Genomic DNA, 22,150 nt, shown 5'->3' with positions numbered 1-22,150 from the left:
AACCTATGATGTACCCGTTTATGACATTGGATGACGATACTGAGATCGTGCATTCCGAGATGAAGCCCGATGGCCGGGTAAAGGTGTACCTTGAAAAACCGGATACAGAAGATTGTTTCCACTCAGCAGTGTGCTGGCTGCCGGGCTATGACTGGCAGGAGGTACACGGCTTCACGCCCGAGGAGATCGCGCGGTATCAGAAGATCGTGGAGTCTACCGCGCATCTGATCTTGCGGTTCTCCCAAGAAGGAGGCGTGGAAAATGCCGCAGGTTTTTAAGGTTGGTTCCTACTGGGTCTATTTCTGGGCCAACGAGAATGAGCCATTGGAGCCGATCCATGTGCACGTTGCGCAGGGCGCACCCAACAGCAACGCCACGAAGATCTGGATCACCAAGGCGGGCGGCTGCTATCTGTGCAATAATAACTCCCAGATCCCACCCCGGGTGCTGCGTAACATTATGGCGGTTATTGAGGCCCGCAGCGGCGAAGTGATCGAAAAATGGACAGCCTTTTTTGGCGAGATCCGCTATTTCTGCTGAACGGCTGATTTTTTGCAAAATAACACAAAGCTCTGCGGCGTTTTTGGATGCCGCAGGGCTTTTTTGCGTCTTTGGGCCGGTTTGCGGCAGAACACTGCACTGCGCTAAAAATCGCCGCCGCCCCGCGCTACAGTATATGCAGAAAGCGCGGGGCACAGAACAACAGGACCCCGCCGGAAAGCGGGGAATTTTTTATGACAGAGCGGATGGGTCTGGTAACAGCAGGGCGGCAGGACGGGCGTTCGGCGGCATTGGCACGGCGGGCAGAGCTGCGCCCGGCAGCCCGCAGGCTGGCGGCGGTGGCAGTGGGATTTGCAGGCGGCTGGGCCGTTCTGTACGGGGCACTGATGCCCTTTGGTCTGGGCTTTGTGCTGGGCTTTGCAGAGGACTGCTTTGCCCCCTGCGCGGCAGGTGCGGCGCTGGGGATGCTGCTGCACGGGTTTGGCGCACTCTCGCTGCGCAGCGTCTGTATGCTGTGCGCATTGGGCGCTGCGGTGGCGGCACGGTGGATGGGAACCAGAAAGCTGGCCCCGGCTGCGCTGGCGGGCTGCGGCACGTTGGTCGGAATGGCGCTGTGCTTTGCCTTTGGCGGAGAAGGAACGGAGCTGGTGCTCTACAGTGCGGCAGATGCCCTGCTGGCTGCAGCCATCGGGTTCTGTCTGCGGCAGTTCGCGCCCGAAAAGCCGGGTGCCGGGATGCTTCTGGTAGGGGCTGCAGCGGCAGCGGCGCTGGGCAGTGTGCAGCTGTGGCAGCTGCAGCCGGGGGTCATTGCCTGCGCGGCACTGGAGCTGTACCTGTGCAGTAAGGCGCAGGTCAAGGCGGCCCTTGCCGCCAGCGCGGTGCTGGGGGCAGCCCTGTGCGCCGCAGACCCGGCCCTCAGCTTTGCGGCGGCGGGCCTTGCCTGTGCCACGGCGGCAGCAGCCGTGCTGGCACCCGGGCGGCGGATGGAAGCAGCCGCGGCCTATGCGGGCGGCTGCGTGACCGGCGCACTCTGTGTCCAGCCGCCCGGAAGCGCGTTCCAGTACCTGCTGAACGTCTGCATCGGCATCACGGCGATGGCATTGATGCCGGCGCGGTGGCTCGTGCCGGAGCCGGAGGACAAGACGCCGCCCCGGCAGGCACAGCGCCCACAGTACAGCGTTGCCGCTACCCGGCTGGAACAGGTATCCCAGAGTCTTGCATCGCTGGCCGAGACCGTGAACGATGTCTACGACACGCTGCCGCACCGGCGTGAAAATTTCCGGTGGGTGATCGACAACACGCATGATACCCTCTGTTTTAATTGTGGGCGGCGGGATACCTGCTGGAAACAGGAGTATGCCGCCACGCTGGAGGGGATGGAGGCACTGCGCCCGCTGCTGGAGCAGAACGGCGGGCTGGAAACCGCCCAATTGCCCGGGCAATTATCCCGCTGCATCCACCCGGCGGCACTGTGTGCAGCCGCAAGCCGCTCCTTTGCGTTGTACCGCAGCCGCAAGGAGGCCCGCCTGCACGCGGAAGCCATGCGCACCGCCCTGACCGAGCAATACAGCGCGGTGGCCGAAGCGCTGGGCGTGCTGGGGGAGCAGCTGGGCCGTCCGGGCGACCCGGAACCTTATAAATCCGGCCGGGTGGCGGACTTTTTTGCAGGCCTTGGCACCCCGCCGCAGGAGTGCGCCGTCACGCTGGACGACTTGGGCCGCACCCACGCGGCGGTCACGCTGCCGCGCACCCGTTTTTCCGCGCAGGAGCTGGCCGCACTGGCCGGGGAGGTGGGCCGCATCTGCCGCCGCACGCTGGAAGTGCCGCAGGTGCTCTCCTGCAAGGGAATGACCACCCTGCTGTTCTGTGAAAAGCCTGCCCTGCGGGCGGTGTTCGGCATGGCAGGCGCGGCGGCGCGGGGCAGCATTTCCGGCGATGCGGTGCAGCAGTTCTGCAGCCCGGCAGCGGCGCAGATGATCCTGTGCGACGGCATGGGCACCGGCAGGCCTGCAGCCGTGGATGGCAACCTTGCCGCCGAGCTGACGGCCCGGCTGCTCAAGGCGGGCTTTACCGCAGAGCTGGCGGCAAGGCTGGTCAACGTGGCCCTTGCCCTGAAAAGTGAGGATGAGAGCGGGGCTACGCTGGATCTCATCAGCGTGGACCTATACACCGGCACGGCAAGGCTCTTCAAGGCCGGGGCAGCGCCGGGGTTCCTTGTGCACGGCGGGCGGGTGCGGGCAGTGGGGGACGCCAGTCTGCCGGTAGGGATCCTGAGCGGGGTGAACGGTCAGAGCCGGGTGGTGCATCTGACGGCCGGGGATTATGCGGTGCTGGTGTCGGACGGCCTTCTGGTGGATGGCCCGGGCTGGGTGGCAAAACAGCTGGAGCTCTCGGCAGCAGCAGGGGAGCCGCCGGAGCAGATCGCAAAGACGCTGGTGGAGACGGCTCGTGTGCGTGCCCAAAAGACCGGCAGGCCGGACGACATCACGGCGGCGGTGCTGCGGCTGGAAAAGTGCTGAGTTCACACAAACTTCGTTGATTTTCGGCAGGGAAGAAGGTATACTATGGAAGCATAGAAACAAAACGGGAGGGCAGAAAGATGCTTACCATAACCGTGGCGCAGGATGGCAGCGGCGATTTTGCTTCGGTGTCCGAAGCGGTGCTGGCCGTGCCGTATGACTGCAGGGCAGAGATCCATATCGGGCCGGGCACTTACCGGGAAAAGCTGGTCTGCGAAAAAAAGAACATTGCCCTGCTCGGTGCAGGCATGGACAATACCCGCATCGTGTGGGGCGACGGCGGCAGGCTGCCGCACCCGGACGGCAGGCCCACCCATACCTTCCGCAGCTACACGGCGTTTTTCAGCGGAGAACGTCTGCGGGTGGAAAATTTGACCATCGAGAATGATGCCGGTCCCGGGGCCGAGGTGGGTCAGGCTGTGGCGGCTTACGTGGACAGCGCCCGCGCGTTTTTTGCGGATGTGCGGCTGCTGGGGAATCAGGACACCCTGTTCTGCGCCCCTCTGCCGGAGAAGGAGCGGGAGAAGGACGGCTTTCTGGGCCCGCGCGGCCTTGCGCCCCGCCGCCCGACTGCCCAGTATTACCGGCACTGCCAGATCGCAGGGGACATCGATTTTATCTTTGGCGGTGCGGACGCCCTGTTTGAGCAGTGCACCATCCGCACCGTGAACAATCACCTGCCCGCCAGCTATGTCACAGCTCCCTCGGGCCGTGCCGATGGCCTCGGGTTTGTGTTCTGGGACTGCGACTTTGTTTCGGACGACTGCCCGGCAGGCACGGTGTTTCTGGGCAGGCCATGGAGGCCCACCGGAAAGACTGCCGTGCTGGACTGCCGTCTGGGAGCCCACATTGCACCGGAAGGCTTTTCGCCCTGGCAGAGCCGCACCGACTCGGACCTTGCCTGCTTTGCGGAAGCGGGCAGCACCGGCGAGGGCGCAGCAGCGCGCGGTGCATGGGTGAAGCAGCTGGACAGCCAGCAGGCCGAAGAGCTGCTCAGATGTGCACGGAAGCTTTGCAGACCGGAATAAAAGCGAAAAATATAAAATAAAGTATAAAACGGATTTGAAGGATCTTTTATGAAAAAACTGCCGAATTTTGTCAAATGGCTCATCATTCTGGCGGCACTGGCTGCAATGGGCTGGATGATGTGGGCTGTGAATGATCGTGCCTCCCGGGTGGAAATGCCCGCACCGGATAATACATTTGGGATTTATCACACAGCAGATTCCAATTCGTAATCGGCCCGTAACAGAAAAACGGCCTGCTGCAGCTGAGCAGCAGGCCGTTTTGGCTTTTCTGGGAGAACTCAGTTCCAGAGCCGGGAGAGCCGGTCCAGCAATGTGTCGGCCGGTGTACTGGCCCGGAGCGAAAGACCGGCCTTTTCCTTCAGGGTCAGGATGCGACGGACGCTCTCGTCAAGCCGTTCCTCGGAGATCCGGCCGGACTCCACGGCGGCAACGACACCGTCAAAGGCTTCCTGCAGGTCGGCAGGGAGCAGAAGGAGATCGGCACCGGCATCCAGAGCGGCAATGGCAGCCTCTGCCAGAGAATAATGGTCGGTGATGGCTTTCATGCCCAGCCCGTCCGTGCAGATCACACCGGTAAAGCCAAGCTCGCCGCGCAGACGTTCGGTCAGCATCGTGTAGGAAAGCGAGGCCGGCAGGCCGTCCTCGGTGGCGTTGGGGGTTGTGATGTGTGCGGCCATGACCACATCGGCTCCGGCCGCAATGCCGGCCTCAAAGGGCAGCAGTTCCACCGCTTTCATCTCTTCCCATGTCTTTGTGCTGGTGGCAGTCCCGGCATGGCTATCCTCAAGGGTGTCTCCGTGTCCGGGGAAATGTTTCAGCGTGCAGAGCATCCCGGCTTCATGGAAGCCCTGCACCGCAGCACGGACCATCCCGGCGGTGACGTCCGGGTCGGAGGAAAAGGCGCGGCGGCCGATGACCGGGTTCAGGGGGTTGGAGTTGACATCGGCGACGGGGGCAAGGTCCAGATTGAAGCCGTAATGCTTCAGGTAGCCGCCGATGGTGCGTCCCATGGTCCTGGCCTGCTCGGGATCGCCGGTGGTGCCGATGGCGGAAGCACTCGGGAATTTCGGCAGGTCGAAGGCAGAGCTGTTTGCCAGACGTGCCACCGGGCCGCCCTCTTCATCCACCGCGACCAGAAGGCTGTTCCCGGCGGAACGCTGAAAATCCCGGATCAGTGCGGTCATCTGGGACTGGCTGGAAATATTGGTGGCAAACAGCACGATACCGCCCACCGGGTAGGAGCGCAGATGCTCCCGCATGGAGCAGGTCAGCTTCATGCCGCCGGAGCGCTGCTCAAAATCCAGCGCTTCCGGCCGCACGGCAAACAGCTGGCCTACCTTTTCCCGCAGAGTCATGGAGGCGAGTGCAGCTTCCACTTCATCCGAAGCGGCTCCTGCCGCGGGGGGCATCCCGGCCAGCAGTGCCAAACTGACGATGGCGACCGCCGCTCTTTTCCAAAATTGCTTCATGAAGGCTCCTCCTGCTTTTGACGATATCTTATTCTATCATCTTTTCCCCGGGATTTTCACCGCCTCTGTCTTCCACCGTTTTCTTTTCGTTGGCAGGCAGATCGTTCATGACGAACCAGAATGTGGTGCCCATGCCAATGGCGCTCTGCACGCCAAAGCGGAAGCCGTGCTGCTGGAAGATCGCCTTTGTGATGGAAAGGCCAAGGCCGGTGCCCTGCTTTCCGGCGTCGGAGCGGGAGCGGTAGTACCGGTCGAAGATATAGGGCAGGTCGTCGGCGGCAATGCCGGGACCGTGATCCTCCACCTCGATCCGCACGCCCTCGGTGCAGCGCTGGGCCCGCAGGATGAAGATGCCGTCCTTGCCGATATGGTGCATGGCGTTGCCCAAAAGGTTGTGCAGTGCACGCTGCATCATATCCGGGTCGGCGTAGACCGGCAGTTCCTCGTCCGGCAGCTCCAGCTTCAGCTGCCAGCCGTTCTGGGCGCAGATGGCGTCGTAGCGCTCGCTCACCTCGTCACACAGCTGAGCCATGTCAAAGTGCACGCGCTCACATTTTGCCGCGCCGCTGGTCACTTTGCTCAGCTCCATCACGCTGGAGACCAGCGCGGTCAGACGGTCGGTCTCATCCACGATAATGTTCATCTGTTCATCGCGGTGGGCCTTGTCGTCGCCGGTAATGTCGCGCACCGTCTCGGCATAGCCTTTGATGAGGGTCAGCGGGGTGCGCAGGTCGTGGGAAACGTTGGCCAGCAGGTCACGCTGCATCTGTGAAGAGCGCTGCACCTCGGTTGCCATGTGGTTGAAGTCCTGCGCCAGATCGCCCAGCTCATCGCTGCGGCGGGTGTCCACCTGCACGGCGTAGTTGCCCATTGCCATCTGGCGGGCAGCGCTGGAAAGCTGGCGCAGCGGTTTTGTGAACCACTCGCTGAACAGCCACCCTGCCGTCATGGCAAAGGCGAAGATCACGGCTGCTGCCATGGGCAGCACGGTGCTCAGGATCTTGCCTGCCTCGGCCACATGCACAAGACTGGTAGTGACAAGCACGGTATACTCGCCGCCGGCCGTGTTGCGCCCCACCAGCAGCTGGGCGGAGCCGGACAGCCGCGGCGGGTTCAGGGTCTGCACAAAGCCGCCGGTGGTGCGGCATTTTTTGCGCATGGCCACGGCGGTGGAAACGATCATGTCGTTGTTGGCAGAGTCGGAAAGCAGCGTTTCGTGCAGGTTGCAGTAGGACTGGTTCTCGATCTTGTAAATGGTGCGCATGGTGGAATCCGAGATATCCACACAAAAGCTGTTCAGAGAACCGCTGGCGTACAGCTGGGTGGCCAGCCGGTCAAAAAAAGACGTGTTTACAGAAAGCTGGCCAAAGGACCAGGAGGAAAGCGTTTCGTCCTCCGCAAGGGCTTTATCCAGATCTGCCGTGATGTTTTCGGCCTGCGTGATCAGCTGCTTTTCAATGTGCTTGGTGTACAGCGGTTCCAGCAGCTGGGTGGACAGAAACCACACCAGTGCCAGCAGGAACAGACAGATACAACACAAAAACCACATCAGCTGGCCGCGGATGCCGGGAGAGTGATGGTGCCGCATGAACCCTACACTCCTTTATCAGCGCGTTGCGTCGGGGTCGAATTTGTAGCCGATGCCCCACACGGTAGCAATGTAGCTGCGGCACTTGCCCAGATGGCCCCGCAGCATTTTGACATGGGTATCCACCGTGCGGTCCTCACCGAAGTAGTCGTAGTTCCACACCTTCTGCAGGATCTTTTCACGGCTGAGGGCGATGCCCTTGTTGGAAGCAAGGAACACCAGCAGGTCGAACTCCTTGGGAGTCAGGGCGACCTCCTCGCCGGAAACACGCACCGTGTGGCTGGCGGTGTCGATGGTCAGCTCGCCGAAGGTCATGGTGTCGGAGGCGGCAGCAGGCTTGGGCATGGTGCGGTTCAGCACCGCTTTCACGCGGGCCACCAGCTCCCGGGGCGAGAACGGCTTGACCACATAGTCGTCTGCACCGCCCTCAAGGCCCGCCAGCTTGTCGTATTCCTCGCTGCGGGCGGTCAGGATGATGACCGGCGTGTTGATGTGGCGGGCACGCATCTCCCGCAGGCAGGTCATGCCGTCCATGAACGGCATCATCAGATCCAGAATGACCAGATCAAAGGCCCCGCCGGAAAGCTGTGTCAGCGCAGCAGTGCCGTCAGCGGCCTCTTCACAGATGTAACCGGAATATTGTAAATGTTCACGGATCAGCTCGCGGATACGCGGCTCATCGTCAACGATCAGGATCTTAGCCATAATACAGTCCCCTTCCTCGAAAATAGACTTCTCATCCATCGTATCATACAGCAAGAATAGGAAAAAGCTGTGAAGTTTGCGTGAACGCTTTTCAAAAAAGCACGGGCGTACCCACTCTCAGTATACCACAGAAAACCAGCCCTGCACAGCCGCAGTTTCAAAGCGGATAAAACAGACAGTTTTATTGCACAAAAGCGTGGAATATGATACTATAAAGATAAGATTTTTTGCCGGAAAACGGAATACAGGAGGGCGGGCTCATGGGCATTCTGTACGACAGACTTCTGATCCTGCTGAACGAATCCAGCAGCGACTCCACCTTTTATCACATTGCGCTGGCCATGCTGCAAAATATGGAACTGCTGCACAGCCTTGCCATCAACGAGGTGGCGGACCTGTGCAGGGTATCCAAGTCCACCATTTCCAAGTTCATCCGGGCGCTGGGCTACGAGGACTACGCCGAGTTCCGGGAAGCGGCTAGGCTTGAGGAAAACAAATATCATGTCTCCTACAATTTTTCCGTGGATGTAATCGGGTATCTGGAATCCAACTCGGTGCAGGAGTATACGCAGGAGATCGCAAAAGACATCCAGCTCACAGCGCAGCAGCTGGACTGGGATGCCGTTGACCGGCTGGTGGACGATCTGATTTACTATAAAAAAGTGTTTGCGCTGGGCATGATGTTCTCCGGTACCGCAGCCATGGATCTGCAGATCAAGCTGGGCCGCTGCGGCAAGTTCATTGTGGCACCCCGGAACGATATCCAGCAGATGGACAATGTTGCCCGTGCGGACGAGGACACGTTGCTGATCGTGTTCAGCGATTCCGGCCAGTACCTGAACCGGTACGACGCCATTGAGGATTTCTATGATAAGGGAATCTTCAACACCACAAAGGCAAAGACCGTGCTGATCACCTCGGACGAAAAAATGGCCCATGACCCCCGCGTGGCCTACAGCATCCTGTTCCACCGGGGCGGTAATGTGCACACCCACCGCACGACATTTCCCTTCGTTACGGATATGATCGCATGGCGTTACTACGAAAAATCCCATAAAAACCGGTAATATTGGAATACTGCACAAATCAAAGCGCGTACATTTTAGCAAACTGCCGAATGTACGCGCTTTTTGTTTCCAAAATGCGAAATTTCCCATGTATCCATTACGGGCAAATATAATAGAAGCAACGAACGGCAAATGCGATTTTCAAGCACAATGACGAAGAAAAGGAGACGCATATGAGAGTACCCGATGGATTTTTGTGGGGCGGTGCCACCGCCGACTTCCAGTACGAGGGCGGCTGGCAGGAGGGCGGACGCGGCCTTTCTACCCACGATTTTGAGACCGATGGCTCCGTGCAGGACCCGCGCGGCAACACCCTGCTGCTGGCAGACGGCGGCTTTGCCAAGGCACGCAGCAGCTTTTTTGCAGCCGAGAGCTTCCCGGAAGGCGCAAAGCCGCACGTCTACCCGGACTGCTACTATCCCAGCCACAACGCTGTGGACGGCTACCACCACATGAAGGAAGATGTGGAGCTGATGGCCGGTATGGGCTACAATGTGTACCGTTTCTCCATCTGCTGGAGCCGTATCTTCCCCACCGGCGAAGAGCAGCAGCCCAACGAAGAGGGCCTGAAGTTCTATCTGGACCTCATCGACGAGCTGGAAAAGCACGGCATGGAGCCACTCATCACCATCCATCACGATGAGCTGCCCGCCGCTCTGGCCGAGAAGTACAACGGCTGGGAGAGCCGCCACACCATCGACTGCTACCTGCACTACTGCCGCACCCTGTTTGAGCGCATCGGCATGCGGTGCCGCTACTGGCTCACCTTCAACGAGATCAACGCCGTGCGCGGCTACGCCTCCTGCGGCACCTCCAGCGCCGACGACCAGACCCACTACAACGCCGTGCACAACATGTTCCTTGCCAGCGCACAGGCCGTCAAGCTGGGCCACGAGATGATGCCCGGCTCCCAGTTTGGTGCCATGTATGCCCTGAGCGAGATCTACCCCGCCACCTGCAAGCCGGAGGATATGTTCCGCCAGATGCAGTGCCGCCGCGAAAGCCTGTTCTTCATCGATGTGATGGCCCGCGGCTACTACCCCTCCTACACCGGCGACCTGTTTGGCCGCCGCGGTGTGACCCTGCACACCGAGCCGGGCGATGACGAGATCCTGAAGAGCGGCACGCTGGACTTTGTGTCCTTCAGCTACTATCGCTCCTGCACCGTGAGCACCGAGACCAAGTTCAACGTGATCGGCGGAGACCAGAACCCCTATCTGCAGAGCACCCCGTGGGGCTGGCCCATCGACCCGCTGGGCCTGCGCTATTGCATGAACGAGATCTACGACCGCTACCAGAAGCCCATCTTCATCGTGGAGAACGGTCTGGGTGCCATCGACGAGATCGAAGAGGACGGCACCATCAACGATACCTACCGCATCAACTACCTGCGCGACCACCTCAAGGCCATGATCGACGCGATCGTGATCGACGGTGTGCCGTGCCTGGGCTACACCATGTGGGGCTGCATCGATCTGGTAAGCCTTTCCACCGGTGAGATGAAGAAGCGCTACGGCCACATCTATGTGGATATGGACGATAAGGGCAACGGCACCTGTGCACGCCGCAAGAAGCTGTCTTACGATTGGATGAAAGAGGTCATCGCCACCAACGGCGAAAGCCTCTGGAACGAATAAAGGAATCATAAATAAAGCAAAGGAGAAACAATATGGCATTTGACGCAAAGAAAACGGCTGCGGAAGTGGTTCAGCTGGTGGGCGGTACCGAGAACATTTCCAGCGTGGCACACTGCATGACCCGGCTGCGGTTCGTGGTCAAGGATCTGAACAAGGCGGATCAGGAAGCACTGAAAAAGATCCCCGGCGTGCTGGGCGTGATCTACGCCGGCGGCCAGCTGATGGTGGTTTTGGGCAAGAATCTGCTGCCCGTGTATGAGGCGGTCGTGAAGGACTTTGACCTCAAGGAAGGCGCAGCCATCAACGAGAATCTGGATGTGCCCAAGGAAAAGCAACCCCTCACCGTGAAGAGCGCAGGTGTTGCAGTGCTGAACTACGTTTCCGCTGCCGTGTCGCCCATGATCACCGGCCTGGTGGCCGGCGGTATGCTCAAGGTGCTGCTGCTGCTCATCACGCTGGTGAATGCAGGCTTTGCCGATACCGCTACATACGCCCTGCTCAGCGGCGTTGCGGATGCAGCCTTCTTCTTCATGCCCATCTTTGTTGCCTACGGCGCAGCCAAAAAGCTGGGCGGCACCCCCATCTACTCCATGATCTGTGCCGCAGCCCTGCTGCACGGCAAGTACACCGCGCTGGTGGCTGCCGGTGAGCCCATTACCCTGCTGGGCATCCCCGTGCGCCTGATGAGCTACTCCAGCTCCCTGCTGCCGGCGCTGCTGATCGCACTGTGCGCATACTATCTGGAAAAGTTCTTCAACAAGATCGTTCCGGGCATCTTCAAGTCCCTGCTGGTGGGCCTGTGCACCGTTACCGTCACCTCCATTCTGGGCTTCACCGTGCTGGCTCCTCTGGGCGGTTACCTGGGCAACTATCTGGCCGTCGCGTTCAGCTTCCTGGGCGATAAGATCGGCTTTATCACCGTGGGCCTGCTGGCCGCCTGCCTGCCCTGGCTGGTCATGACCGGTATGCACATTGGTCTGGTGCCCTTCATGGCACAGGCTCTGACCAACCCCGGCTACGACGCTGTGTTCCGCCCCGCATTCATTCTGCACAACATGGCAGAAGGCGGTGCCTGCATCGGCGTGGCCCTGCGCACCAAGAGCGCTGAGAAGCGTGCCGAAGCTCTGTCCATCGCATTCGGCTGCATCGTGGCCGGTGTTACCGAGCCTGCCATCTACGGCATCAACCTGCCCCGCAAAAAGCCCATGTACGGCGTGATGGCCGGCGGCGCTGTGGGCGGCGTTGTGGCCGGCCTGCTGGGCGCTAAGGCTTACGTGATGGGCTACTCCACCGTGCTGGCCCTGCCCATCTTCCAAGATACCATCATCGCCATGAGCATCGCCATCGTGACTGCCATCGTGGTGGCTGCCATTGTGACCTACGTACTGGGCTTTGAGGAATAAGTGCTTTACAGGTAAATGAAGAACGCTGCGCCGTGCAGGGGCGCAGCAGAACGTAAAAGGTCCTTCCGGATGCACCCGGAAGGACCTCTTTTTGTATGCATTTTCGGCTGCGGCACGGCGCTTATTCCTCGATGCGCACAAAGCGGGGCTGCACTTTGCCGTCCCGCTCCACGGTCTCGCACCACATGGCGGCGGGACGCACCCAGAGGCCGCGCTCACCGTACAAAGCGCGGTACACCACCATTTCCTCTTCAGTCTCGCTGTGCCGGGCCATGCCCAGCATCTCGTATTCATTGCCCTTGAAATGCCGGTAGCGGCCCGGCAGAACGTTGTATTTGAATGGCTCCATTTTCATCCTCGATTCCGGTCGTTTGTGCACGATGTTATCACCAAACGGATTATAGCATACTTTCATGCAGCAAAAAAGCCTTTTGCAGGAAAGATGCGGAAAAAGGTCTGCGGCGGATGCTTGCACTGCCGCGCCGCAAATGCTATACTGAAACGATAAGGGCAGGCAAACCTGCCAAGACTGCTGACAAACAAAGGAAATAGCCCTATGAGGATCGGACTTGTTGAATTTCTGCTCATCCTTGCCATTGCGTCGCTCACCATCGGGCCGCAGGTGGCATTGTTCGTGGATCGCTGGCTGCGGCGGGCAAACCGCGTCAATGCCAGAGCCGCCCGCCGCCGGGCAGAATATGCCGCGCAGGCGGCTGCCGAGCGGGACGCCCTGCTCAAGCGCTTCCGCACGGCCAGCACGGTGTTTGGCGTGTGCATTCTGCTGGCGCTGGTATATACACTGGTGTTCCGGCCCATCGATACACCGCCGCAGGCGTACGATGCCCCTGCTGTACGGCAGGATACCGGTGCAGCACAGACGGCCCTTGCAACTGACGATAAGGGCACGCTGGATCTGGGCGAGTATCAGAACGTGGACTGCATCCGCGCCCGGGATGGTCTTGTATATGCTGCGGCCTGCAATGGTGCCGCGCTGAAAAAGTGCAGCAGTGACCTTGTGCGCACCGATGGCGGTCACACGGCGGCGGTGCTGACGGTGGACGGAGAGCTGACCGGCTTTGCCTTTGACGGCAGCGGAGACCTGTGGCTGAGCATCCTCACGCCCGGCGGTGGCAGTCTGTGCCGTGCCGCCCACGACAGCTGGGGCACGGCAGTGGAGCAGGTGGTGACCCAGATCGACGGTGCACCGCTGGGGGCCGTCTCGGCGGTGGAAGCCGCGCCGGACGGCCGGATCTATTTTGCGGTTGCTGCCGCTGCCGGTGCCGCGGACGGGCTGGAGAGCACCCTGCGTACCGAACTGCTGGCCCACACCGGCACCGGCTGTGTGTATGTGTACGACCCGGCGGCACGTTCGGTGCAGAAGGTGCTGGGCGGCGTGGCCGGTGCGGCCGGTCTGGCACTGAGCCCGGACGGCAGCACCCTGTATGTCTCCGACCTTGCAAACCGCTGTGTGTGGAGGGTGAGCGCTGATGCGCAGGATCTGACCGCAGGCGGAAAGAACTGCAGCAGCTTGGTCTCCGGCCTGCCGGGGTATCCCGGTGCGCTGGCGATGGACCCGGACGGGACCCTGTACATCGGCTACCGCTGGGCCCGCAGCAGCTGGCTGGAAAAAAATGCAGGCAGCACTCTGCTGCGGGGCATCGCCCTGCGTGCAGGCCGGAATCTGCAGGAGAAGCTGTTCAGCCTGCCTGCGGACGCCCCCTGCACCGAGGCGGTGGACACCGCAGACGGCAGCTGGCAGCGGGTGGTCTCCGGCCGGGGCGCAGGCAGCGTGACGGCACTGTGCCCGGTGGAAAGCAGGCTGTATCTCGGCCTTGCAGGCAGCGAAAAGGTGCGCAGTGCAAATCTTTGATTTTTGATAAAAAACGAGGTGTTTTTTATGACAGAGGAATTCAAAAAACAGATCGAAACCGAGGCGCGGCAGGCCGTGACAGAGCTGCTGGCGCAGGCTAAGCTGAAAAAAGGGGACGTGTTCGTAGTGGGCTGCTCCTCCAGCGAGATCGTGGGCGGGCACATCGGCAAGGATTCCAGCCTCGAGGCGGCACAGGCCGTGTACGCGGGCATTGCCCCAGTGCTGGCCGAAAACGGCATCTGGCTGGCTGCGCAGTGCTGTGAGCATCTGAACCGCGCCATCATAATTGAGCGGGAAGCCGCCGAAAAATACGGCTGGGAAGAGGTGTGCGTGGTGCCCCGCCCCCATGCAGGCGGCAGCTGGGCCACCACCTGCTGGAAGAAGTTCCGGGAGCCGGTGGCCGTGGAAGAGATCCGCGCCCACGCAGGCATTGATATCGGCGGTACCCTCATCGGGATGCACCTCAGAAGGGTGGCAGTGCCGGTGCGACTGAGCCTTTCAAAGATCGGCGAAGCCAACATCCTGTGCGCCCGCACCCGCCCGAAGCTCATTGGCGGCGAGCGCGCCAAGTATACCGAGGAGGACTGAGCATCATGGCAGAAAAGAATCTGGAACAGATGAAGGAGGCCGTGGCGGAGATCCGGGAAAAGATGGCTGCTGCCGCCCGTGAAGCAGGCCGCGACCCGGCAGCGGTGCAGCTGTGCGCCGCCTGCAAGACCCGCACTGCACAGACGGTGGCCGCAAGTGCAGCCCTGCCCATCGATGTGTTTGGCGAGAACCATGTGCAGGAGCTGTGCGCAAACTTTGACGCCGGTGCCTACTGCGGTAAGCCCAGCCACTTTATCGGCCATCTGCAGACCAACAAGATCAAAAAGGTGCTGGGCCGCGCCAGCCTCATCCAGAGCGTGGACAGTGAGCATCTGCTGAACGCCATCGAGAAGGAAGCAGCCAGGGCCGGCATCGTGCAGGACGTGCTGCTGGAGGTGAACATCGGCGGGGAGGAGAGCAAGACCGGCGTGGCACCGGAAGCACTCTGGCCGCTGCTGGATGCCGCTGCCGCACAGGAGCACATCCGGGTCAAGGGGCTGATGGCCATTCCTCCCGTGAATGACGATGATACCCGCAACCGCCGCTATCTGGCCGAGGTGTACAAGCTGTTCGTACAGGCGGGCGAACGCGGCTATTCCAACGTGTCCATGGAGACCCTCTCCATGGGCATGAGCGGCGACTTTGAAAACGCCATCCGGGAGGGTGCCACCCTCGTGCGCATCGGCACCGCCATCTACGGTGAACGGGATTACAGTAAAAAGTAAGAGAACGAACCCTCTCCGTCATTGCTGCGCAATGCCACCTCCCCCGGAAGGGGGAGGTTTTGTACAGCTTCCCGAAAGATGCAAAGGCTCCCCCTCTCGGGGGAGCTGGCGAACGAAGTGAGCCTGAGAGGGTTTTACAACAGGAGGAACCATGTCAAAAACCAAGATCAACGACCCCGGGGCGCACCACGCAGGCAGCGGTGCGCTGATCCGGCGGTTTCTGCCCTATCTGGCAAAGTACAAAAAGACCCTGTTTCTGGATCTGTTCTGTGCAGCACTGACCACCCTGTGCGATATCGTGCTGCCCAAGATCATGAGCACCATCACCAACGCCGCCATGGGCGTGGGCATCACCCTGACGGCGGGCATCGTGCTGCGGCTGGCGGCACTCTATTTTGTGCTGCGCATCATCGACGGTGCAGCCAGCTACTATATGTCCAGCATCGGCCATATCATGGGCGTCCATATTGAGACCGACATGCGCCGCGATGCCTTTGACCACCTGCTGAAGCTGGACCACACCTACTACAACAACACCAAGGTGGGCACCATCATGGGCCGCATCACCAACGACCTGTTCGATGTGACCGAGTTCGCCCACCACTGCCCGGAGGAATTTTTCATTGCGGCCATCAAGATCGTGGTGTCCTTTGTCATCCTGTGCCGGGCCAGTGTGCCGCTGACACTGGCGGTGTTCGCCTGCGTGCCGCTGATGGGGGTGGTGTCAGTATACCTGAACGGACGTCTGCGGGCACGGTTCCGCCAGCAGCGCGTGCAGATCGGCGAGCTGAACTCCACCATTGAGGACAGCCTGCTGGGGCAGGGCGTCGTGAAGGCCTTTGCCGCCGAGGATGAGGAACGGGAAAAGTTCGCCAAGGGCAACCGGGAGTTCGAGGAGATCAAGACCCTCGGCTACTACGCCATGGGTGCCTTCAACACCTCCACCCGCCTGTTCGACGGCCTGATGTATCTGGTGGTCATTCTGGCAGGCGGCCTCTCGCTGGTGTACGGCAGGATCACCGCCGGTGACATGGTGGCCTATATGCTGTACGTCACCACCCTCATTGCCACCATCCGCCGCATCGTGGAGTTTGCCGAGCAGTTCCAGCGCGGCATGACCGGCATCGAGCGCTTTGCCGAGATCATGGACACCCCCGTGACCATCGGCGACGCCCCGGACGCGGTGCCGCTGCAGCCCGGCCCCGGTGACATCCGGTTTGAAAATGTCAGCTTTGAGTACCCGGACGACCACAACAAGGTCCTGCACAACGTCAGTCTGGATATCCGGGCGGGCGAACGGCTGGCGCTGGTCGGCCCCTCGGGCGGCGGCAAGACCACCCTGTGCAACCTCATCCCCCGCTTCTACGAGGTGACCAGCGGCCGCATCCTGATCGATGGGCAGGACATCCGCCATGTCACCCTGAAGAGCCTGCGGCAGGATATCGGCATCGTGCAGCAGGACGTGTACCTGTTCAGCGGCACGGTGGCCCAGAACATCGCCTACGGCAAGCCCGGTGCCACCCGCGAAGAGATCATGGAAGCGGCGCGTCTGGCGGGTGCGGAAAAGTTCATTCTGGCCCTGAAGGACGGCTTTGACACCTACGTGGGTGAGCGCGGCGTCAAGCTCTCCGGCGGGCAGAAGCAGCGCATCGCCATTGCGCGGGTGTTCCTGAAGAACCCGCCCATCCTCATTCTGGACGAGGCTACCAGCGCACTGGACAACGAAAGCGAGATCCTGGTGGGCCAAAGCCTTGAAAAGCTGGCCCATGGCCGCACCACCCTTACCATCGCCCACCGCCTGACCACCATCAAGGACTACGACCGCATCCTTGTGCTGGGCGAAGAGGGCATCGTGGAATCCGGCACCCATGACCAGCTGCTGGCAAAGCAGGGCGTCTACTACCGCCTGTGGAACCAGCTGCCGGGGGAAGATACACTGTAAAAAAGCACACATACAAAAAAGCTCTGCCGCAAGCACGGCAGAGCTTTTTGCGTACAGAGGGATCATTCACCCACGATCAGGCGCACAGAACCATAGATACCGGCATCGTTGCCAAGGATGGCGGGCACGATGGGGGTCTCACGGCAGGACTTGAAGGCATAGACCTTGAAGTGCTCCCGCAGCGGGGCAAACAGAACCTCGCCTGCGCGGGACACGCCGCCGCCCACCATGAACATCTCCGGGTCCACGGTGGCGGCAATGGTTGCCAGCGCCATGCCGAGGGTATCGGTCATCTCGTCCACCTCGCGGGCGGCAAGGGCGTCGCCATTGCGGGCGGCATCAAACACGTCCTTGGCGGCAAACTCAGTGCCGCGCAGGGTGCAGGGGGTGTCCGGGTTCTCGTCCAGCAGCTTCTTCATGCAGCGCACAACGCCGGTAGCACTGGAATACTGCTCCAGACATCCGTGCTTGCCGCAGCCGCAGGCGGCGGTCTCGTGGCGGTCCACCGTGATGTGGCCGATCTCGCCGCCGGCACCATGGGTGCCATCGATGACCTTGCCGTTGACGATGACGCCGCCGCCCACGCCGGTGCCCAGCGTGACCATGACTGCGCTGCGGCAGCCCTTGGCTGCGCCCATCCAGATCTCGCCCAGAGCAGCCACGTTGGCGTCATTGCCCACAAGGACCCGGATGCCGCCCAGCATGGTGCTCAGCTCTTCGGCTACATTATGCTTGCCCCAGCCGCCGAGGTTTGCGCAGATGATGGGCACGATGCGGCTGTCCAGCACAGGGCCGGGCACGCCCACGCCCACGCCTTCCACCTGAGCGGCGGCAAGGCCTTTTTCCTGCATCTTGCCCTGCACGGCAGCAGCTAGATTTTCCAGAATGTGTTCACCGGCGTTGGAGGTATCGGTGGGAACTTCCCACTTTTCCAGCAGCTCGCCGGTGGTCTTGAACAGGCCGATCTTAGCGGTGGTACCGCCCAGATCGATGCCGAATGCGTATTCCTTCATAGTTCATTTACCCCTTCTGCGGCCCGGGGCCGCATTTTTCATTCATACAGCCAGTATAGCACACCCGCTCCGAAAAGAGCAGTGCCGCTGCGGATTTTCATGCAAACAGACGGAAAACGCAGTGGATATTTGGCACAAATGCCAGTACTCACCGCACGGTGTTGGTCAGGCTGCCAATGCCGTCGATCTCGCAGCGCACCGTGTCGCCGGGCTTCAGAAACTGCGGCGGGTCCATGCCCATGCCCACGCCTGCCGGGGTGCCGGTGGCAATGATGGTACCGGCCTTCAGGGTCATGCCCTGGGTCAGCTCGTGAATGACATGGTCGATGTCAAAAATCTGCAGGCCGGTGTTGGAGTCCTGCCGCTTTTCGCCGTTGACAAAGCTGCGGATGCCCATTTTGGGCGGATAGGTGTCGAATTCGTCTGCAGTAACGATGCAGGGGCCCATGGGCGTAAAGCCGTCCAGACTTTTGCCGAAATACCACTGCTTGTGGGCAGTCTGCACATCGCGGGCGGAAACGTCGTTCAGGATGGTGTAGCCGAACACATAGTCCTTCGTCTGCCCGGCGGGCACGTCCCGGGCGTCTCTGCCCAGCACCACAGCCAGTTCGCATTCGTAGTCCAGCTTCTGCACAAGGTCGGTGTGGGCTTCAATGAAGCCGCCGTCCGGCACAGCGCGGCTGACCCGCTTGGAAAAATAAATGGCGTCCTGATGCTTTGTGGCAAAGGCATCGGCAGAGTATTTCTCTGCCTCGTCCGAGTGGGCCATGTAGTTGATGCCAAGGCACACCACGTCCTGCGCAGGGCAGGGGATGGGGCTTTGCAGCTGTACGGCATCGATGGGCAGGGCCGGGATGCCTGCAATGGCAAGCTGCAGCCCGGCCCGCACCTGCGGGGTCAGAAAGGGGATGGCGTCGGACAAGGTTTCATAGGAAAGGCCCAGCCAGCTCAGGGGCCAGACCTGTGTGCCGTCGGCAGAAAGAATGGCCGGATCTTCCACGCCGTCCGGCAGGCGGCAGGTAACAAAACGCATACTGACTCCCTCCCTCAGTGGCGGTAGGCGATGGCGTTCCGGATGCGGTCGGCCTCAGCCTGTCCGGCCAGCTGGCGCACCAGCTCCAGCGCAAAGGGAATGGCACCGCCCAGACCGTAGCTGGTGGTGATATTGCCGTCCACGACGACCTCGGCATCCAGCACCTCGGCACCGGCCAGCTGATCCTGAAAACCGGCGTGAGCCGTGGCCTTTCTGCCTTCCAGCAGGCCCAGCTGTGCCAGCACGCTGGGGGCGGCGCAGATGGCGGCGACCTTTTTGCCCGCCTGCGCAAAGGAAACACAGGTGTCGGTGACAGTCTTGTTGGCGGCAAGGTTCGGGGTGCCGGGGATGCCGCCGGGCAGCACCACCATGTCCACATCCGAGTAATCGATGTCCTCTGCCAGTGCGTCGGCGGTGATGTGCACCTTGTGGCTGCTGGTGATGGCGCGGTTGCCGGTGGCGCTGGCAATGGTCACCTCCACCTTGGCGCGGCGCAGCAGATCGACCACCAGCAGGGCTTCACACTCTTCGGTGCCCTCGGCAAAAAATACAACAGCTTTACTCATAAAATATCCCTCCTGTGAAGGCTTTCTCCGGAGAAAGGCAGCGCAGGATCCCCGCGCGGCGGGAACCGGCTGCTTCCCGGTCGGATGACAAAAAAGCCGCATGCCGCTCCGGGCGGCACGCGGCACAGCTTCTCATTTTTTGGTTTTGCCGGCAGATTTCTCCGCTTCCAGCAGGTTGCGCAGCACGCTGTCGTCGGCACTGAGCACCCGGCTGACCCGGCTGATGATGGCACTGGACGCACCGGTCTTATCCATGATCTCGGTGTAGATGCGTTTGTCCACCAGCATTTCGGCAATGTTGTAGCGCTGCTCCATTGCGCTCAGCTCGGAATAGCTGCACACATCCTGTAAAAAGCGGTAGCACTGTTCCGGGGTCTTGAGCTGCAAAAATGCCTGATACAGACCGGACTGACCGGTAGGATGATCTTTTGCCATGTCGTTCTCCTTTTTTGCAGATGCCGCCCACAGGCAGGCACTTTATTACACTACATTAGTGTAGAACAAACGAAGAAAAAATTCAATAGCATTTTGCGGTTTTCCGGCAGCAAAATCAGCCCAGAGTATGCTCAAACACCACTTCGTCCCGGGGAACGGTGCCGGTGTCCTGCTCAGCAGGCTTCAAATTGCGGTAGCGCAGTGCCTTGAAGAACTGCTGCACCGGCAGGGCCTTGGCGTGCACGGTGCACCACACACGGCCCTTGCCCTCGCCGCGGGCCAGCCGCTCGCAGGAGAGCACGATGTCCCGGCCCAGTGCCTTGCCGCGGTATTCGGGCCTGAGGTACAGGTGCATCAGATGCAGGGCGGTGTTCTCCATCTTCCACGCAAAGTAGCCGATGGTCTTGCCGCCCAGAACGACCAGAAAATAGTTCACATCGTTGTCGATGTCTGCTTCGATGGCGTCTGCGCTCTGCAGCTCCTCCACAAGGGTGTCCAGCTGCTTTGCGGGGTAATAGCGCTTGTATACCTCGTGCCAGAGCTCGCTGGCAAGGTCGGCGGTGGCGTGGATGTATTTGGCCTTGGCGACCAGCTTGTAATCAGGCTTCATAGTTCTCCTTATACTTTTACGATATAATCCGGCTTGCGGGGTGCGGCGGGCTTGGGGTCTGCAGCAGGATAGCCCAGAATGCAGTGGCTGACGCCGACCCAATCACCCTCGATGCCCCACTGCCGGAGCAGGGCCTTGCCCTCGTCGGATTCAAACTCTTCCTTTGCACGGTTGATCCAGCAGCTGCCCAGCCCCAGCGAGGCCGCGGCCAGCATCAGATTGCCCATGACAAGGCTGCCATCCTGCACGGCATTCTTGGAACCGGCATCGGCCAGCACCACCAGAATGGTGGGAGCGCCGTACATGGGGTCGGTGTCCTTACCCATGACAGCGGCGTTCATGCGGGTGAGCTGGGCGCGGGTGGCAGCGTCCTGCACCACCACGATCTTTGCGCTCTGGCGGCCCATGGCGCTGGCGGCGTAGGTGCCGGCTTCCAGCACGGCGTTCAGCTCTTCGTCGGTGATCTGCTCCGGCTTATAGGCACGGCAGCTGCGGCGGCTCTTAATGGTTTCCAAGGTTTCGTTGGTCATTCCAAATCCCTCCCTAAAAGCGTGTGCCTTTATTGTATCACAAGACGGGCCGGAGTGTAAAGAAATTCCCTGCAGAGACGGTTTTGTTGCGCGTAAACGTTATCGTTGCGGGAATCATGTCGAAATGCACAATAAAACGTAAAAAGATTATGGAAAAGCATTCTTGCTGCCAAAGGACAAATACGTTATAATAGGGCTACCAAACTGGAAAGGAGTCGTGCTCTATGGCAAAGGCATCGCAGGCAGTCATTCTGGAAAATGAATTTTATATCATCAAAGCCCCCAATGGAAAGGTGCTGGAAGTAAAGAACTTCAACACCGAGAATGGCGCGGCCATCCAGCTGTGGAGCTATGCAGGCCATCCGTGGCAGCAGTGGCAGTTCGTGGATGCAGGCGAGGGCCGCTGGCGCATCTGCAACCGCTTTACCGGCAAGATGATGGATCTGGCCCTTGGCGGTGTGGTGGAGGGCACATGGCTGCACCAGTGGGGCCGCACCAGCGGGCTGAGTCAGTGCTGGGCGCTGGAGCCCACCCGCAGCGGGCGCACCCGCATCCGCAATGTGCTGGCGGATAAATACATCGACCTTGTGGGCATGAACACCGCCAACGGCGCACAGGCCCAGATCTGGAACTTTGTGGCCGGCGGCAATCAGGAATGGACGCTGGAACGCATCGACCCGGACACTGCCCAGAGCGGACGCCGTGCCGAGGAGGCCAAAGACCCGCAGCCCACGCCCAGCCAGCGCAAGCATCAGAACGACCTTGTGCGCAAGCTGAACAATGCGGGCAAGGGAAGAGCAAGCCGGAAGGGGCAATGATTTTAAATTGCCGCCGCGTTGCTCTGGCATATTCAGAGGAAAAAGTTTTTTTTGGTTTGCACCCCGGCAAAGCCTGCGGGCTTTGCCGGGGTGCTTTTTCCCG

General features: G+C 60.7%; 23 protein-coding genes. 13 read left to right on the top strand and 10 right to left on the bottom strand.

Annotated elements, in window-relative coordinates; translation table 11 throughout:
* Positions 1 to 5 precede the first annotated feature (5 nt).
* From ACNSPV_RS04660 to ACNSPV_RS04640, 5 genes are all read left to right on the top strand, one after another.
* Entirely contained in the window at positions 6 to 278 is a 273-nt protein-coding gene (locus tag ACNSPV_RS04660) for a hypothetical protein (protein WP_348584419.1), read from the top strand.
* Positions 262 to 540: a DUF4160 domain-containing protein gene (locus tag ACNSPV_RS04655; RefSeq protein ID WP_005921956.1), complete on the top strand. Its 279-nt coding sequence runs from the start codon at positions 262 to 264 to the stop codon at positions 538 to 540. The genes ACNSPV_RS04660 and ACNSPV_RS04655 overlap by 17 nt, the downstream gene beginning before the upstream one ends.
* Before the next feature lie 194 nt (positions 541 to 734).
* Positions 735 to 3,020, top strand: a complete 2,286-nt coding sequence (locus tag ACNSPV_RS04650; RefSeq protein ID WP_348584420.1) for a SpoIIE family protein phosphatase — start codon at positions 735 to 737, stop codon at positions 3,018 to 3,020.
* Between the two features lie 80 nt (positions 3,021 to 3,100).
* A complete protein-coding gene (locus tag ACNSPV_RS04645) occupies positions 3,101 to 4,048 on the top strand; it encodes a pectinesterase family protein (RefSeq protein WP_348584421.1) in 948 nt (315 codons plus the stop codon).
* 48 nt (positions 4,049 to 4,096) lie between these two features.
* Positions 4,097 to 4,258, top strand: a complete 162-nt coding sequence (locus ACNSPV_RS04640) for a hypothetical protein (RefSeq protein WP_339394647.1) — start codon at positions 4,097 to 4,099, stop codon at positions 4,256 to 4,258.
* Positions 4,259 to 4,326: 68 nt separating this feature from the next.
* On the opposite strand, the gene nagZ is transcribed toward ACNSPV_RS04640, so the two are convergent.
* The 3 genes from nagZ to ACNSPV_RS04625 are packed head-to-tail and all read right to left on the bottom strand — an operon-like array spanning position 4,327 to position 7,810.
* On the bottom strand, positions 4,327 to 5,517 hold the full coding sequence (nagZ, locus tag ACNSPV_RS04635) for a beta-N-acetylhexosaminidase (RefSeq protein WP_339394648.1): 1,191 nt from the start codon (positions 5,515 to 5,517) through the stop codon (positions 4,327 to 4,329).
* Between the two features lie 28 nt (positions 5,518 to 5,545).
* On the bottom strand, positions 5,546 to 7,105 hold the full coding sequence (locus tag ACNSPV_RS04630) for a HAMP domain-containing sensor histidine kinase (RefSeq protein WP_348584423.1): 1,560 nt from the start codon (positions 7,103 to 7,105) through the stop codon (positions 5,546 to 5,548).
* An 18-nt stretch (positions 7,106 to 7,123) separates the two neighbouring features.
* Entirely contained in the window at positions 7,124 to 7,810 is a 687-nt protein-coding gene (locus ACNSPV_RS04625) for a response regulator transcription factor (RefSeq protein ID WP_339394650.1), read from the bottom strand.
* A 260-nt stretch (positions 7,811 to 8,070) separates the two neighbouring features.
* Between ACNSPV_RS04625 and ACNSPV_RS04620 the strand changes: the two genes are divergently transcribed.
* The 3 genes from ACNSPV_RS04620 (at position 8,071) to ACNSPV_RS04610 (ending at position 11,917) form a co-directional block, all read left to right on the top strand.
* The gene (locus ACNSPV_RS04620) at positions 8,071 to 8,877 is read left to right on the top strand and encodes a MurR/RpiR family transcriptional regulator (protein WP_348584424.1); all 807 of its coding nucleotides are present in this window, start codon (positions 8,071 to 8,073) and stop codon (positions 8,875 to 8,877) included.
* A 173-nt stretch (positions 8,878 to 9,050) separates the two neighbouring features.
* Positions 9,051 to 10,514, top strand: a complete 1,464-nt coding sequence (locus ACNSPV_RS04615; RefSeq protein ID WP_348584425.1) for a family 1 glycosylhydrolase — start codon at positions 9,051 to 9,053, stop codon at positions 10,512 to 10,514.
* A 32-nt stretch (positions 10,515 to 10,546) separates the two neighbouring features.
* Positions 10,547 to 11,917 (top strand): PTS transporter subunit EIIC, encoded by a 1,371-nt coding sequence (locus ACNSPV_RS04610; RefSeq protein ID WP_348584426.1) that lies wholly within the window; start codon positions 10,547 to 10,549, stop codon positions 11,915 to 11,917.
* Between the two features lie 121 nt (positions 11,918 to 12,038).
* Here ACNSPV_RS04610 and ACNSPV_RS04605 read toward each other — a convergent pair whose 3' ends face one another.
* Positions 12,039 to 12,266, bottom strand: a complete 228-nt coding sequence (locus ACNSPV_RS04605) for a DUF1653 domain-containing protein (RefSeq protein ID WP_348584427.1) — start codon at positions 12,264 to 12,266, stop codon at positions 12,039 to 12,041.
* Between the two features lie 207 nt (positions 12,267 to 12,473).
* Here ACNSPV_RS04605 and ACNSPV_RS04600 point away from each other — a divergent pair, with 207 nt between their 5' ends.
* The 4 genes from ACNSPV_RS04600 to ACNSPV_RS04585 all read left to right on the top strand — a co-directional run bounded on the left by ACNSPV_RS04600 (position 12,474) and on the right by ACNSPV_RS04585 (position 17,042).
* Complete coding sequence (locus ACNSPV_RS04600; protein ID WP_348584428.1) at positions 12,474 to 13,787, top strand: SMP-30/gluconolactonase/LRE family protein; 1,314 nt, start codon at positions 12,474 to 12,476, stop codon at positions 13,785 to 13,787.
* A 27-nt stretch (positions 13,788 to 13,814) separates the two neighbouring features.
* Positions 13,815 to 14,375: a TIGR01440 family protein gene (locus ACNSPV_RS04595; protein WP_348584429.1), complete on the top strand. Its 561-nt coding sequence runs from the start codon at positions 13,815 to 13,817 to the stop codon at positions 14,373 to 14,375.
* A 5-nt stretch (positions 14,376 to 14,380) separates the two neighbouring features.
* Positions 14,381 to 15,100, top strand: coding sequence for a YggS family pyridoxal phosphate-dependent enzyme (locus tag ACNSPV_RS04590; protein ID WP_348584430.1), 720 nt, complete (start codon positions 14,381 to 14,383; stop codon positions 15,098 to 15,100).
* Positions 15,101 to 15,251: 151 nt separating this feature from the next.
* Positions 15,252 to 17,042 carry an ABC transporter ATP-binding protein gene (locus ACNSPV_RS04585; RefSeq protein WP_348584433.1) on the top strand — a complete coding sequence of 597 codons (1,791 nt, stop codon included), beginning with the start codon at positions 15,252 to 15,254 and terminating at the stop codon, positions 17,040 to 17,042.
* Between the two features lie 62 nt (positions 17,043 to 17,104).
* Here ACNSPV_RS04585 and ACNSPV_RS04580 read toward each other — a convergent pair whose 3' ends face one another.
* The 6 genes from ACNSPV_RS04580 to ACNSPV_RS04555 all read right to left on the bottom strand — a co-directional run bounded on the left by ACNSPV_RS04580 (position 17,105) and on the right by ACNSPV_RS04555 (position 21,229).
* The gene (locus tag ACNSPV_RS04580) at positions 17,105 to 18,055 is read right to left on the bottom strand and encodes an ROK family glucokinase (RefSeq protein ID WP_348584434.1); all 951 of its coding nucleotides are present in this window, start codon (positions 18,053 to 18,055) and stop codon (positions 17,105 to 17,107) included.
* 148 nt (positions 18,056 to 18,203) lie between these two features.
* Entirely contained in the window at positions 18,204 to 19,088 is an 885-nt protein-coding gene (locus tag ACNSPV_RS04575; protein WP_348584436.1) for a fumarylacetoacetate hydrolase family protein, read from the bottom strand.
* A 14-nt stretch (positions 19,089 to 19,102) separates the two neighbouring features.
* The gene (locus ACNSPV_RS04570; RefSeq protein WP_348584437.1) at positions 19,103 to 19,654 is read right to left on the bottom strand and encodes a DJ-1 family glyoxalase III; all 552 of its coding nucleotides are present in this window, start codon (positions 19,652 to 19,654) and stop codon (positions 19,103 to 19,105) included.
* A 132-nt stretch (positions 19,655 to 19,786) separates the two neighbouring features.
* Entirely contained in the window at positions 19,787 to 20,089 is a 303-nt protein-coding gene (locus ACNSPV_RS04565) for a YerC/YecD family TrpR-related protein (protein WP_348584438.1), read from the bottom strand.
* Positions 20,090 to 20,204: 115 nt separating this feature from the next.
* Entirely contained in the window at positions 20,205 to 20,699 is a 495-nt protein-coding gene (locus ACNSPV_RS04560; RefSeq protein WP_348584440.1) for a GNAT family N-acetyltransferase, read from the bottom strand.
* An 8-nt stretch (positions 20,700 to 20,707) separates the two neighbouring features.
* Entirely contained in the window at positions 20,708 to 21,229 is a 522-nt protein-coding gene (locus ACNSPV_RS04555) for a nitroreductase (RefSeq protein ID WP_348584442.1), read from the bottom strand.
* A 224-nt stretch (positions 21,230 to 21,453) separates the two neighbouring features.
* Between ACNSPV_RS04555 and ACNSPV_RS04550 the strand changes: the two genes are divergently transcribed.
* Positions 21,454 to 22,047, top strand: coding sequence for an RICIN domain-containing protein (locus ACNSPV_RS04550; RefSeq protein WP_348584443.1), 594 nt, complete (start codon positions 21,454 to 21,456; stop codon positions 22,045 to 22,047).
* Positions 22,048 to 22,150 lie beyond the last annotated feature (103 nt).

The sequence above is a fragment of the Faecalibacterium sp. 3 genome (assembly GCF_048323735.1).
Taxonomy (GTDB): Bacteria; Bacillota; Clostridia; order Oscillospirales; family Ruminococcaceae; genus Faecalibacterium; species Faecalibacterium wellingii.
Note: the sequence above shows the minus strand (reverse complement) of the source record. Positions and strands in the feature narration are given on the sequence as shown.

Coding starts and splice junctions, on each gene's coding strand:
- ACNSPV_RS04660 (WP_348584419.1), top strand. CDS start 6: ATGATGTACCCGTTTATGACATTGGATGACGATACTGAGATCGTGCAT.
- ACNSPV_RS04655 (WP_005921956.1), top strand. CDS start 262: ATGCCGCAGGTTTTTAAGGTTGGTTCCTACTGGGTCTATTTCTGGGCC.
- ACNSPV_RS04650 (WP_348584420.1), top strand. CDS start 735: ATGACAGAGCGGATGGGTCTGGTAACAGCAGGGCGGCAGGACGGGCGT.
- ACNSPV_RS04645 (WP_348584421.1), top strand. CDS start 3,101: ATGCTTACCATAACCGTGGCGCAGGATGGCAGCGGCGATTTTGCTTCG.
- ACNSPV_RS04640 (WP_339394647.1), top strand. CDS start 4,097: ATGAAAAAACTGCCGAATTTTGTCAAATGGCTCATCATTCTGGCGGCA.
- nagZ (WP_339394648.1), bottom strand. CDS start 5,517: ATGAAGCAATTTTGGAAAAGAGCGGCGGTCGCCATCGTCAGTTTGGCA.
- ACNSPV_RS04630 (WP_348584423.1), bottom strand. CDS start 7,105: ATGCGGCACCATCACTCTCCCGGCATCCGCGGCCAGCTGATGTGGTTT.
- ACNSPV_RS04625 (WP_339394650.1), bottom strand. CDS start 7,810: ATGGCTAAGATCCTGATCGTTGACGATGAGCCGCGTATCCGCGAGCTG.
- ACNSPV_RS04620 (WP_348584424.1), top strand. CDS start 8,071: ATGGGCATTCTGTACGACAGACTTCTGATCCTGCTGAACGAATCCAGC.
- ACNSPV_RS04615 (WP_348584425.1), top strand. CDS start 9,051: ATGAGAGTACCCGATGGATTTTTGTGGGGCGGTGCCACCGCCGACTTC.
- ACNSPV_RS04610 (WP_348584426.1), top strand. CDS start 10,547: ATGGCATTTGACGCAAAGAAAACGGCTGCGGAAGTGGTTCAGCTGGTG.
- ACNSPV_RS04605 (WP_348584427.1), bottom strand. CDS start 12,266: ATGGAGCCATTCAAATACAACGTTCTGCCGGGCCGCTACCGGCATTTC.
- ACNSPV_RS04600 (WP_348584428.1), top strand. CDS start 12,474: ATGAGGATCGGACTTGTTGAATTTCTGCTCATCCTTGCCATTGCGTCG.
- ACNSPV_RS04595 (WP_348584429.1), top strand. CDS start 13,815: ATGACAGAGGAATTCAAAAAACAGATCGAAACCGAGGCGCGGCAGGCC.
- ACNSPV_RS04590 (WP_348584430.1), top strand. CDS start 14,381: ATGGCAGAAAAGAATCTGGAACAGATGAAGGAGGCCGTGGCGGAGATC.
- ACNSPV_RS04585 (WP_348584433.1), top strand. CDS start 15,252: ATGTCAAAAACCAAGATCAACGACCCCGGGGCGCACCACGCAGGCAGC.
- ACNSPV_RS04580 (WP_348584434.1), bottom strand. CDS start 18,055: ATGAAGGAATACGCATTCGGCATCGATCTGGGCGGTACCACCGCTAAG.
- ACNSPV_RS04575 (WP_348584436.1), bottom strand. CDS start 19,088: ATGCGTTTTGTTACCTGCCGCCTGCCGGACGGCGTGGAAGATCCGGCC.
- ACNSPV_RS04570 (WP_348584437.1), bottom strand. CDS start 19,654: ATGAGTAAAGCTGTTGTATTTTTTGCCGAGGGCACCGAAGAGTGTGAA.
- ACNSPV_RS04565 (WP_348584438.1), bottom strand. CDS start 20,089: ATGGCAAAAGATCATCCTACCGGTCAGTCCGGTCTGTATCAGGCATTT.
- ACNSPV_RS04560 (WP_348584440.1), bottom strand. CDS start 20,699: ATGAAGCCTGATTACAAGCTGGTCGCCAAGGCCAAATACATCCACGCC.
- ACNSPV_RS04555 (WP_348584442.1), bottom strand. CDS start 21,229: ATGACCAACGAAACCTTGGAAACCATTAAGAGCCGCCGCAGCTGCCGT.
- ACNSPV_RS04550 (WP_348584443.1), top strand. CDS start 21,454: ATGGCAAAGGCATCGCAGGCAGTCATTCTGGAAAATGAATTTTATATC.